Source organism: Clostridium sp. HGF2, from assembly GCF_964240115.1.
GTDB lineage: Bacteria > Bacillota_I > Bacilli_A > Erysipelotrichales > Erysipelotrichaceae > Clostridium_AQ > Clostridium_AQ innocuum.
The window spans coordinates 664,624-677,193 of record NZ_CAXSSO010000001.1 but is presented as its reverse complement, the minus strand read 5'-3'; the positions used below and the strand labels follow the sequence as shown (position 1 = coordinate 677,193).

General features: G+C 41.0%; 12 protein-coding genes and 1 riboswitch. Of the genes, 3 read left to right on the top strand and 9 right to left on the bottom strand.

The window, feature by feature from the left end:
* Positions 1-59 precede the first annotated feature (59 nt).
* The 5 genes from ACESPQ_RS03195 to ACESPQ_RS03175 form a co-directional block, all read right to left on the bottom strand.
* Entirely contained in the window at positions 60-494 is a 435-nt protein-coding gene (locus tag ACESPQ_RS03195; RefSeq protein WP_002605755.1) for a DUF4430 domain-containing protein, read from the bottom strand.
* Complete coding sequence (locus tag ACESPQ_RS03190) at positions 478-990, bottom strand: cytochrome B (RefSeq protein WP_373143922.1); 513 nt, start codon at positions 988-990, stop codon at positions 478-480. Before ACESPQ_RS03190 ends, ACESPQ_RS03195 begins: the two co-directional genes overlap by 17 nt.
* The gene (locus tag ACESPQ_RS03185) at positions 987-1,478 is read right to left on the bottom strand and encodes an ATP:cob(I)alamin adenosyltransferase (RefSeq protein ID WP_002605757.1); all 492 of its coding nucleotides are present in this window, start codon (positions 1,476-1,478) and stop codon (positions 987-989) included. Before ACESPQ_RS03185 ends, ACESPQ_RS03190 begins: the two co-directional genes overlap by 4 nt.
* Positions 1,479-1,553: 75 nt before the next feature.
* A riboswitch (cobalamin riboswitch) is annotated at positions 1,554-1,734 on the bottom strand.
* 146 nt (positions 1,735-1,880) lie between these two features.
* Positions 1,881-2,879 carry a diguanylate cyclase domain-containing protein gene (locus ACESPQ_RS03180; RefSeq protein WP_002605758.1) on the bottom strand — a complete coding sequence of 333 codons (999 nt, stop codon included), beginning with the start codon at positions 2,877-2,879 and terminating at the stop codon, positions 1,881-1,883.
* A 364-nt stretch (positions 2,880-3,243) separates the two neighbouring features.
* Complete coding sequence (locus tag ACESPQ_RS03175) at positions 3,244-3,657, bottom strand: peptide deformylase (RefSeq protein WP_002605759.1); 414 nt, start codon at positions 3,655-3,657, stop codon at positions 3,244-3,246.
* 197 nt (positions 3,658-3,854) lie between these two features.
* Between ACESPQ_RS03175 and ACESPQ_RS03170 the strand changes: the two genes are divergently transcribed.
* Positions 3,855-4,922 (top strand): helix-turn-helix transcriptional regulator, encoded by a 1,068-nt coding sequence (locus ACESPQ_RS03170; protein WP_257327551.1) that lies wholly within the window; start codon positions 3,855-3,857, stop codon positions 4,920-4,922.
* A gap of 139 nt (positions 4,923-5,061) precedes the next feature.
* Positions 5,062-7,008, top strand: coding sequence for an FAD-dependent oxidoreductase (locus tag ACESPQ_RS03165; protein ID WP_257378998.1), 1,947 nt, complete (start codon positions 5,062-5,064; stop codon positions 7,006-7,008).
* 215 nt (positions 7,009-7,223) lie between these two features.
* On the opposite strand, the gene ACESPQ_RS03160 is transcribed toward ACESPQ_RS03165, so the two are convergent.
* The 3 genes from ACESPQ_RS03160 to ACESPQ_RS03150 form a co-directional block, all read right to left on the bottom strand.
* Positions 7,224-8,693, bottom strand: coding sequence for a GntR family transcriptional regulator (locus tag ACESPQ_RS03160; protein WP_109769723.1), 1,470 nt, complete (start codon positions 8,691-8,693; stop codon positions 7,224-7,226).
* A 693-nt stretch (positions 8,694-9,386) separates the two neighbouring features.
* Positions 9,387-9,734, bottom strand: a complete 348-nt coding sequence (locus tag ACESPQ_RS03155) for a YolD-like family protein (RefSeq protein WP_118002838.1) — start codon at positions 9,732-9,734, stop codon at positions 9,387-9,389.
* Complete coding sequence (locus tag ACESPQ_RS03150; RefSeq protein WP_257378999.1) at positions 9,724-10,980, bottom strand: DNA repair protein; 1,257 nt, start codon at positions 10,978-10,980, stop codon at positions 9,724-9,726. Before ACESPQ_RS03150 ends, ACESPQ_RS03155 begins: the two co-directional genes overlap by 11 nt.
* A gap of 161 nt (positions 10,981-11,141) precedes the next feature.
* Between ACESPQ_RS03150 and ACESPQ_RS03145 the strand changes: the two genes are divergently transcribed.
* Complete coding sequence (locus tag ACESPQ_RS03145; RefSeq protein ID WP_002605765.1) at positions 11,142-11,738, top strand: LexA family protein; 597 nt, start codon at positions 11,142-11,144, stop codon at positions 11,736-11,738.
* A gap of 48 nt (positions 11,739-11,786) precedes the next feature.
* Here the strand turns inward: ACESPQ_RS03145 and ACESPQ_RS03140 are convergent, their stop codons facing one another.
* On the bottom strand, positions 11,787-12,317 hold the full coding sequence (locus ACESPQ_RS03140; protein WP_002605766.1) for a dihydrofolate reductase family protein: 531 nt from the start codon (positions 12,315-12,317) through the stop codon (positions 11,787-11,789).
* Positions 12,318-12,570: the final 253 nt, after the last annotated feature.

Genomic DNA, 12,570 nt, shown 5'->3' with positions numbered 1-12,570 from the left:
AGCAATTATGAACGTTGTAATACTGTCAGTTACGGTTTTTATGAAAGAGCAATTGCTGGTTAATAGGATGCAGTATACGTAAAGGTAAAGTCATCTCCATCCTTAATTTTCAGACTGCTTGCAGCATCACAGCTTCCGGCAGCCTTGCAGGATTCGTTATTCTCGGATTCATACAGCCACCATGGCCCCTTATTAAAGTCCTTGGTTTCCACACCCTTCATAGCCATAATGGTTTTTCCATATTGACCGTCTTCCATTTTCACATCCAGATCCTTCGCCTTCTCCAGAAAGTCCGCAAGTGTTTCCACCTTTCCCTCTACACTTACATTTCCGTTAAACAGCTCCTTTTTGTTAACCTCGTCCTGAATCGTGATTTTCAGCGTTGTTTTTTCCGTGTTGTCACTTACAGGCTCCTTCTTTTCACTTTCCTTTGAAGAGCATCCGCCAACAAGCAGCATGGCAGATACCAATAAAATTTTACATAGCTTTCCCATTTTGCAATCTCCTTTCCATATGGTTTAAAACCGCTGCTATCGGTTTATAACAGATGGCACAAAGCGCCATGGACATAAAGCCCTGGATCAAAGAGGTCTTTAATCCCATAAGAACATATATCACTGTTATTTTTTCCGAAATCAGCATAAAGGGCAGCTGTACCAGCTGGCCTGTCAGAAATGACAGAAAGCCGCAGGTGAATACCAGTGCGAGGAAATGTCTGTTCAGGAATTTCCTGCTGCAGCCGATAAACAGACTGTACAGCGGATAAATCAGACAGTACATCATCGACCATGGGGCTACCCCCTGGGTACTCAGATTGAGTATGGTAAACACCACTGCTCCCAGAACAGCCTGCCTTGTCTGAAATGTCATCGCAAATACCAAAATGGTAAATGTAATGCATTCCAGATATAGAATGAATGAAAATGATGTAAACACGACAGCTTCAATCGAAGCGATAACGGCTATGAAGCAAAGCTCTCTTGCCTTCATACATAGGACCTGCTAATAAATTCTCTTTCCCTTATACCGTCCTGTGCATTCTCATACAGGCACATCATGAAAAAGGTATTGGATAGCAGATTCATAAAATCAAACAGGATGGCTTCTACCGGCTTTCCCTCACACTGAATCTGATGCATGATGCGGATAACAGCCTTGACTTCTGCACGCAGCACATGCAGATGGCTGGCACCAATACAGCCGTCGGGCAGGACAAAACGATCCATCTCAATATGGTAACGGGCATAGAAGGTATTCAGCTTTTTCAGTTCAGCCTCCCCTATGGCACACGCTCCCCGGATGGATCCATTGGCGTGATAGATCATTTCCATCAGTTGAAGGAGGTCCTCCTGCGGAATATGACGGATGTGGCGTCTTGCCACGGATAGCATGGATGCCAGACGATCCGTTGCTATCTCATAATCGCACAGGTGACTTTTTTCCTTCAGAAAAGGATATGCACAATATTCAACACTCATTTTTTCACCCTCACTTCCTTAACGACAGCGGGCAGAAAACATATAAAAAAACTATATTCTCCACACCCAGCAGAAAACTCTGTTTGCATAACAGGCAAGTCTCCCGGCTTAATTTCATCCTACTCTTCACCTTCTCATACCAGATTGGTACAATGGTTTCTGAATTTCGTCCATATCACGGTTGCTGGGGCAGCTGAAGATGTTCGCTTCCATTCCTTGTTCGGTATTTTCATACACCTGTTATGCTTTTTTTCATTCATTCGCTCTTAATTATAAAGGCAACGCGTTCTTCTGTCTATAGTAAATACTGCTTTCCATCTTCCCATTGTTGTCATATCTGTCAGCTGCCTGAGGATTCGGCAGGTAAGAAAAAACATCCCTGTTTAAGAGATGCGATTTCATCTATTCCTCATCAGCGTAAATCCTGTAACTATGCATGCCCTTTTTGGAGTTATACATGGAGGTGTCGACCTTTTGAAACAGTTCCTGATAGGTACTGCCGTGCTCCGGAAAATAAGTGACACCAATGCTGAGCGTGATGCGCTGTGTAAAGGGAAACTGCCTTTGTTCATCCTCCCAGTGCTCACGAAATTGTGCGAGAATGTGTTCCAGCATGCAGTTATCCAAATGTCGGGGGCAGTAAACAAGAAATTCATCCCCGCCAATCCTTGACACGATATCCTTTGAAAAGGTTTTTTGCAAAGCCTGTGCAAGCGTAATTAGAATCCGGTCTCCCACAGGATGACCATATGTGTCATTATAAAATTTAAAGTGGTCAACATCCATCATTAGAATTGTTCCCTGCTTACCGTTACGCAGTTGTTCTTCAATCTGTTTTTCACAGTAATAGCGATTTGTAAGCTTCGTTAAATAATCATGATGGGAGTAATATAGGACTGCCTTGTTGCTTTCCTGCAATTCTCTTGTTTTCTGTGCGATTTTCTCGCGCAGCTGCTCATTGCTCTGTTCAATCAGGCGCTTAGGAAAAAATTCATCGCTGCACTGGTTGATATCCGGTACAGACTGATGTACATGGAGAAGCTCCCAGCCGGACGGCGTATACTGCAAAATAATCGTAAAACGAAAGTGCAGCTCATAATTGATTCGATCTCTTGCATCCTCATTCACATCGAGTTCTCCGTATACCATATATACATTGTCACTTAACTGTCTGGCCTGGTATGCTTCCTGCTCGATGACAAAGGTACCGTTCCACTGTTTTTCTTCTCTCTCCAGTAATACAGCAAATTCCTGTAACGAGTGTGAAACCTCGTGCTTACCGGTTCCTATCACACTGATTTGCGGACTGAAATATCCGCCGGGTATCTCATAGGAGCGTTCCTCCAGATACTGGTGCCAGAGATGATGGCAGAACTGCTTTGCATCCGCTGTATTATTCATAATATCATCCTTCTTTATTTGGTTATCTTTATTATACACATTTTCCCTATATCCGTCTCCATATTACAAAGGTAAACTTTTATAAAATAATGGAATCCTTATCACCACAGGGTCAACCGTATTCGAGAATGTCCATATATAGCATCAGGAAAGGTAAAAGGACGGATGAAGCCAAATCTTTGCCCCCTTTATTTTCGTGTGATACCTGAAAGCACTCAGGGAACCTGCAGACTATTCAGCGCTTACGGATGTCCCTTGGGAACAAGCAGGTATGACAGCATCATACTGATCATCACTTATTTGAAAAACAAATACTGCCCATTCAGAATAAATTACAGCAAAAGGCAAGGTTTTTTTCAATTCATTATATCAGTATACCGTCACAATGATCCAGCTCGTGCTGAATAATCTGTGCACAAAAGCCCTCATAGGTTTTAATTTTCTTTTTCCCACAGCAATCCATGTAGGATACCTTGATTTTCTCATATCGTAAGGTTTTCTTCTGTGTACTATGGCAGAGACATCCTTCCTCGGCAGTATAGCGCTTATCTCCGGTTTTTATTATCACAGGATTCAGCATTGATACATAGCTTCCGCCATCCTGAAATACGATGATACGTTTCAGAACACCTATCATATTTGCTGCCATCCCGACACAATGATCCGCATGTGCCTGCAATGTATCCTGCAGATCCTGAACCGTCTGCAGATCATCCAGCGTAGCAGCCTCACAACGACGGCTGAGCAAAAATGTATCCTTCACAATTTCCTTGATCATATAGTTTCCTCCGATTTCATTTCAGTTTTTCATCCGTATGTATTATCGCAGAAACAGCACACATTGGCAAATGCATCACAGGTAAATGCAACAAAAAATAGCTGCATCTTTCAACATTTGCATAGGAAAGTGAATAGGTCTTGTTTCCTGGTAGAAAAAACACTAAGATAGAGTGTAGATACAAGGGAGGCGGCAGTATGCAGAATATGCAGCATTATTATGATTTTTCCGGACAGAAATTCGGATATCCTCTGAGCTTGAGCATTAACAGTTTTAAGCGACAGGTTTTCTCCAGACAATCGAGTCTGGAAATTTCGTATGTATTAAAGGGTGCCTACGAAGCTGTTACAGAGCATTTTACTGCAGGTATTAAGGAACATGAACTGGTGATTGTTGCGCCAAACGATATTCACATGATCCGACAGATGGATAATGATAAAAGCGTTATCCTTACTTTGCATATTGATTTTTCCCGATTCTCTGCAGGCATGTGCGGAAACATAGAGGAAGCCTTTGAATCCATGATCTGTACACGATCGAAAAATTACCGGCTGCTGTGCAGACTTCGAAACAAAATAGGAGAACTGGTCCGGATGCTGCTACGGGGAGAAAGCAGTATGTTTCAGATGAACGCCATCATGATGGAGCTTGTCTACATTGCCAGCAATCATCGGCAGTATCCGGTAGAGCGGCTTCCTCTGCAATCTGTCCATCATGAAAACTATATGAAGGCGATTCAATACATTGACTGCCATTTTTCAAGTGAACTGCATTTGGAGGATGTCGCTAAAACACTGTCCTTCAGTGTTTCCTACACATCAAAGCTGTTTAAAAAATATACCGGTATCTCCTTTGTCAAATATCTCGCATATGTCAGAATCCGGGCTTCTTTGGAGGCCTTGCTGGAGGGTAAGGATTCCATAGAGCAGATCGCGGCTGACTGCGGAATGCCGAATTCCAAATCCTATACTGCCGCATTCCGTGAATTATACGGCATTGTACCAAGTGACTATCGCAAGAAATTCACACAAAACATTAAAATGAATGAAAATCATAAAGAACAGAGTATGAGCTTTGATATTGAACAAAAAGAACTACTGGAGCATCTTATAGCAGATACACAGGAGGTTTTATATGAAAATGACGGTATAAAAATCACGCAGCAGGAAGGTCATATCCAATGCCGAATTCAGCATGAGCTGATTACAAAAACAACAATAACACAGACAGATGAGGAGCTTGTAATGGAGTTTATTCGCAAATAGCTTTCCAGCAGCCTCCTTTTTTTGTCTTTTTCTAACTCATCAAATGTAAAAACACAACAAAATATGCCGGATATCATCAATGCATGGCAGCGATTACTATTCTGATTCGTGATAAAATATCAGTAAAGGAGATGTTAAAATGAACACCTATCATCATTTATTTTCACCAATTAAAGTAGGGCATACAACCATCAAAAATCGTGTGTTTATGCCTCCGATTTCTACAAATCTGGCAGATAAGGGCTATATTACGGATGAGCTTATACAGCATTATGAGGCCAGAGCCAAGGGAGGTGTCGGCCTGATTGTTACCGAGGTGACAACTGTGGAGCCTACCTACATCTATCTGCCCGGGGATATGTCGATTCACGATGATTCCTTTATCCCCGGGTGGAAGAAGCTTACAAATGCAGTGCATCAGTATGGTGCCAAGATCCTTCCACAGCTGTTTCACCCTGCCTATATGGCATTCCCTATTCCAGGCACACCACGTCTGATTGCCCCTTCCAATGTGGGACCTTCCTATGCAAAAGAAGCTCCCCGTCCGGTTACAATTGAAGAGCTGAAGGTTATCATACGCCAATTTGGAGAAGCAGCCCTTCGTGTTAAGCAGGCAGGGGGTGACGGTGTGGAAATTCACGCTGCACATGCTCATGGTCTTCTTGGCGGTTTTCTGACACCGCTTTACAACAAACGCTGTGATGAATATGGGGGAGATATCAATGGAAGATTGAAGCTTACACTGGAGGTTGTTGAAGAAGTTCGGAGTGTATGCGGCCCTGATTTCATCATCGATGTGAGAATCTCGGGAGATGAATATAGTGATGGCGGATTGAACCTCGATGATATGATTTATGTTTCCAAGCAGCTGGAGACACATGGGGCAGATATGCTGCATGTATCCGGCGGTACTACCATTAAGCGCGGCAGTGCAATTCCTGCGGCAGGGACAAAGCCTGGAGCGCATGCTCATCTGTCTCAGGAAATAAAAAAACACGTAAATATTCCAGTCGCAACAGTAGGTCGGATTACAGAACCCTGGATTGCGGATGAGCTCATAGCCAATGGAAAAGCAGATATATGCATGATCGGTCGTGCCAACCTGTGTGATCCTGATTTTGCCAATAAAGCAAAATGCGGAAAGGACGATGATATCCGTCCGTGCATTGGCTGTCTGCGCTGTTTAAATGGAATTATGTTTGGCAAACGGGTAGCCTGTACGGTAAATCCATCCTTTGAGCTGGAAAATGAAGACACGCTTAAGCCTGCCGAGGTTAAGAAAAAAATTCTGGTCATTGGCGGAGGGCCTGCTGGTATGGAGGCAGCTTTTGTGGCGAAAAGAAAAGGTCATCATGTCATTCTGTGTGAACAAAGTGATGCGCTGGGAGGATTGATGAAGCTGGCAGCAGTACCTATTGCCAAGCAGGATCTCAGCAGAGTTATTAAATATATGGCACGCCGCCTTATGCAGGCAGGTGTCGAAGTACGCCTGAATTGCAAAGTTGAGAAAGCAATGCTGCAAGGAGAATTTGCTGATTATGAGGTGATTGCCTCCAATGGTGCCGTTCCATCAATTATAAAAGCCTTTACCGGGTTCAAGCAGTGGGCTACCGCCGATGATATTCTGGCAGGAAACGCATTCCCCGGTAAAAACATTGTCATCCTGGGAGGCGGCTCTGTAGGATGTGAAACCGCTGATTATCTTGCTCCCCTAGTTTATGACCGCTATCCAAGAGATCGGGTGATAACTGTTTTGGAAATGACGAAAGATATCATGGCAGCTGAGTCCGGTCCCGGCCGCAGTCTGCTCGTACAGCGTATGCTGAAAAAGCATGTAAATCTGATTTGTGAAGCCACGGTGGAAAAGGTTGAAAAGGATAAAATTTATTATACAAAAAACGGTAGGACGGAATGCATAGATGATGCTGATACACTGATTTTTGCAGTTGGCTACCATAGTGATCCAACCTTGAAGCTTCTGTTAGAGGAATGCGGTATGACCTATCACATGATTGGAGATGCAAATCATACAGGGACCATCAAGGATGCTATTCATGATGGCTATGAAACAGCACGCAGCATCTGACATCAAGGAATATCAGTAGCCTGAATAGCTTTGAGACATTGGAGTTGCTTCTGACATCGTTTATAGTTTGTTATTTTCGATACGTACAAAAGACTGCCCGCACCAAATCAATTCTGATTTCTGTGTACAGTCTTTTTTCTACCTGTATCCACGCTAAATTTTTTTATTTCCACTTATGCATTTGTAATCAGGAAACCTTTTCATTGAATAATTGTTTATATATCCATTCTGAATGAAATCATTTTCAAATCCTTTGCCTCTTTTACTCCAGCATATTCCAGCTGACTGCGAACCTCTTCCAGTACAAGATAGAACAGATATTTCATCTCACTCACATATAACTGCTCATCCCTTGTTTTCATGGCATATCGAAGCACATCAAAGGTATGACAAAATATCGACTGATATCTCTCTTTATCCAAATGGCAAATAAACGGATAAATCCATAGAATATGCTGTTTTAGCTCTTCAAAAATGCTCTTTAGGCTTTCCTGCTTATTTACATCCATGATAGAATCACAATACTCACAAATTAGTCTCCCCCAATTTATACTTGTGATTTCTGTATTCGATAATGCTTTTTGGAGTTGTTCATGGCGCTGCACCATACTTGTAAAAGACATAGTGGTAAATGTCTGGCAAGTTAACTGTAAAATCTGAAGACACTGCATACCTTCAATCACACGTTCTCTGACACCGTTGTCTTCCAGCATCTCATGAATTCTGTTTTCCTCACATTGAATTACTTTCATTCCCTTACCGCCAATAGGCTGTATAACACCGGTCGCCTGAAGAATTGACATAGCCCGTCGCAGAGTCGGTTCACTCACCTGATAAATCTCGCAAAGATCCAAAACCCGTGGAAGGCGACTCTCTACCGGATATATCTGGTAAATGATATCCTTCAATAAACTGCTTGCAATATTATAAATCTGCCGTGGCCGTCCACGATATATATTCCAGCGAAAGCTTACCTTACGCTCAGGTTTTCGCTGTGGAAGCTTAGCATAGCACTCCTGTGTTTTTCTGGAATCATCCACAAAGTATTTTTTCGTTATTTCATATATATCCTGATGAGTCAGCTGCTTTTGATGTATTGCATCAATAAATGCGTGTACCTTCGTAGTATCACTATGCGCACGAATTCCCTGCAACACCATAGAATCCTTTATTTTTTCATAAAAAGACAGTCTTCCAAATATTGCGACCTCCATATAAAGACAGCAAACCAGCGGATTTCCAAATACAGAGAGGACCGTTTCCACAAACGCCACGACTGTACGCTCACCCTGCATCTGATCAATACTTTTATGAATTGCGGCATATTGTTCCTCTTTAAGCAAACACAAAGCCTGGGTAAACAAATCAGGAAGCAAAATATTGCGTATCTCACACAAATCCTGTACTGCATATTTTCTTTCCAGAAAAAACTGAATGCAGTTCTCTCTACACTCTTCTTCGTTAAGTCCCAGTGTAAGACGTGAATGCCTACCACGTGACATCTCTATGTAGTGATGTTCCTCCAGGAGCTTAAAGGCATGAATGACGGGACGCCTGGAAACCTGAAATCGTTCAGCAAACTGTGAAATAGTTGGGAGCTTTTCTCCCTGACGGAAAATCCCAAAGCGGATTGCTTCTTCAATATAATTATAGATCCACTCATGCAGACTCATTTCTTCTTTCATCCAATCATCCTCCTTAACGCTTATTCATCCCTATCTTATCACACCATTTACCTTGCAACAAATGCTTTTATGAAAAAATCAGCTGTTTAGCACTCGGCATGTATACCTTGCAGCTCCTTCAGTTACAAGGATACGAATTTTAAAAAATGAATATATGTTTATGACTCCGTTCGCAGGTGAGTAATGATATCATTCTTACAAACACTCATATAAAAAAACTATGGAGATATTTATCAAGACTTACTTTGCAGACTCCTCAACACCTCTTGATTCCTAGAAATTTTCTGAAATTTTATAGGCTCCTTTGCAGGCTTATGATATCCCTGCAATTGCCTGTTATTAGAATTTAATCAAAAATTCCTGCTCGATAACCATTATGATGAATTTGCACTCTCAACCGATATATGCTCAATCTGTGAAGGAAAAGCAGAAGAAATAAGAATCTGCTGCAGAGATTATTTGTGCTTCAGTGTATAAAGTTCCTGCCTCTGCACATGTTTGCTGAAAAGAGATTATATAAGCATGTCTGAAACCGCTCATTTATCTTTTAGAAACAGCTCAACGTGATTTCTTTTTAAAACAGCAGCTGCCATTTCAGTTCTTTCTTACTTCTGGGTGGCAAAGTGGATGTTTCAAATTCATTGATGCATTAGAGTTGAATTATCCTTTATTTCTTACCGTTGAGTAATCCCCTTAGTCCCAACTGATATTTTTTAGATTCTCCGCCTGAATTTCAATGATATCACGAAAGTGTATCACCTTATCCACAATCTGAATAATGTGCAAATATTCAGGATCAAATTTAGACACCAACCCTTCCACTTCTACATATTCCTGCTGATCATAATAAACAATTTTAACCATTTGCCCCTTTTGAATCTGCTGTAATTTACGATCCAATACCTCACAGGCATCCGAAGAAAGCTGCTTTTTGTCAACTACCACGCGTTCCTTACATTTCAAGTAATCACGAAAGCCTTTCAAAGAATCAAAGGGCAAGAATAATTTCGCACGACTCGTATGATTCTGTTTATTCTGCATTGTGACCACCTACAAGCTTATTGCGAGATATTGCAGTTGCCTTATTCAGGAGATTCATCCCCTTTATCACAGCATTTTTTCCGAATTTGTGTTTGATATTAAGTAAAGTAAGCTGTAGTTTCTTCTCTTTTTCCAGAGCATTGAAATCTGTGAATAAATCATATGTCTCATACATCTCATCAACTACATTTCCAAAGCTGATAGACAGCATATGTACCAGCTCCTGACGATTTACTGTTTCCCTATACAGTTCAATAAATGCATTACGCAGATATGCATACGAGTTAGTTACATTGGATAATTTTCTGGAGCCTCCGGTTGCCTTTACATTTCTTGCTGAGTAACCGATATACAGACCGATATGATCCGTTACCCGGTGAGATTCCACAAGATTCTGTACATTTAGCTCAACCATCTCCTTCAGGACCAGCAATGCCTCTTCATAATTATAATCCTCAAATAAAATCTGACTGTTTGACAATGAGTTGCTTTTTGATTTATATGCCTTTATTTCCTTGATGGTCGTCGGTTCCCTGCCCCATGCATGATCGATCAGATATTCTGCATTCACACCAAACTCCCGATAGAGAATTCGCTCATCCATATGTGCAATATCATACATATCAGCCACACTGTACTTTTCCAGCCTCTTGGAAATTCCACGTCCAACCTGCCAAAAGTCAGATACAGGCTTATGATGCCAAAGCGTCTCTCTATACAATTGCTCGTCAAGTATCCCCATGTTATCCTTCGCATGCTTAGCAGTTATATCCAATGCAATTTTAGCAAGGTAAAGATTTGTACCAATACCTACTGTTGCCGTAATACCGGTTGTTGTGTAGATATCCTGCAATATCATACGGGCAAGCTCCTTTGCACTGACACTGTACATCTGCAGATATTCGCTAACATCCAGAAATGCTTCATCTATAGAATACACATGAATATCCTCTCTAGATATATATTTTAAGTATATCCCATAAATATCAGCAGAATACTGCATATACAAATTCATTCGCGGCATGGCAGTGATATAGGAGATATTATCCGGTATTTTAAAAATTCTGCACCGGTTATGAACTCCCTGTTCTTTCATTTTCGGTGATACTGCCAGACAGAGCGCACCTTTACCTCTAGAGGGGTCTGCGACAACCAGATTAACTGCAAACGGATCGAGCTTGCGCTCCACACATTCAACAGAAGCAAAGAATGTTTTTAAATCAATGCATAGATAAGCCTTCATCATATCTCCACCTCTTCTTCATCTGCGATTATACTACCATAAGTTGCATTTATCAATATCAAATGCAACTTTTTAATGCAAATTTTTTATTTTTTAAGAATTTAATGAAATATATTGCAACTTTTGTTATTCTAATTTATAATGATGAAAAGAGGTGAGTCATTATGCAGCTAAAAGATTTATTAAATGAATATAAATGCCGGATGAGTGTTACCAATGACTATATAGCAGAGCATGTCGGCGTCAATAAATCAACGGTTTCACGGTGGATGAAGGGTGAGACTAAGGTCATGAAGCCTGCTGTTATTGAAAAGCTTTCTTATCTGCTGGGTACGGATGTAGAATCCTTATTAAAGAATTCTGACAGATTTGAAAAGCCGCTGCTTGGAACAGCAAAGGCCGGATATGGATTATTTGCAGAAGAAAATTTGGCAGGCTATGAGGAGGTATCAAAGAGCGATTACTATCGGGGCGATTATTTTCTTCGCGTCTGCGGTGACTCCATGACAGGTGCTCATATACATGATCAGGATCTTATCTATGTAAAGCAGTGTGATGATGTAAAAAGTGGTACTATCGCTGTTATCCTGATTGGAAATACAGAGGTGACCGTAAAACGCATTATAAAAAAAGAACCTTTCCTCATTCTGGAGGCAGCCAATCCCACTGTGCCTGCCCGCTACTTTACGCAGGAGGAAGTGAGAGATCTCCCTGTAAAAATTATTGGAAAAGTTCTTTACAGCCGCTCTGATATCGCCTGATTGAAAAGTATTTCAATGCATTCTTAAGGCAGTGTGGTTTTTTCTGCCTTATCTTCGTTTATATATCAAATCTGTAATGCCGTTATACGATTTAGAGGCAGCAAGCTTTAATTTCAAAATTGTTTTTCGCCCTTGAAATAATGGTATACCGCTGCCTAATATAATCGGAATCACAGAGATATGATAAGTATCAATTATATTCTGTTCAATTAAGGGCTGAATAATATCTGCGCCACCGCATATCCAAATATCTTTTCCTTCCTGCCTTTTCATATGCAGTATACTTTCACATATGTCTCCCTGAATGAAATGGATATTTTTCTTACCAATCAATTTCCTATGTGTAAATATATAGCTTTCCAAATGTTCATAAAGCCAACGTTCTGGTGAAAGCTCCGTAATTATTTGATGATAGGTATTCCAGCCCATTATCACGGTATCCACATCCTGTATGAATTCCTGATAAGACACCATATCATCCTGTTCAGTTTCCTGTCCCTGCAGCCAGTCAACAGATCCATCCTTTTTTGCTATATATCCATCAAGACTCATCGCTATAAACAAGGTTACATTTCTCATAGTATCTCTTCTCCTTTGCATCAGCATAACATAATACTATCATTCTGTAACAGGAGTATGCCCTTTTGATAATCAATTATACAAGAGATATGTTTATCCAATAGCTGCCTCGTAATGGAAAAGAGTGCATTACAATGCCAGCGATTTGCTACAGCTGCACTTCAGGATGTCGTTTCTGAATATACAGAAAAGCAAAAACAGACAGAATGGCGTCATCATCCACTCTATCTGTTTGCTATAATCTGTAATGTAA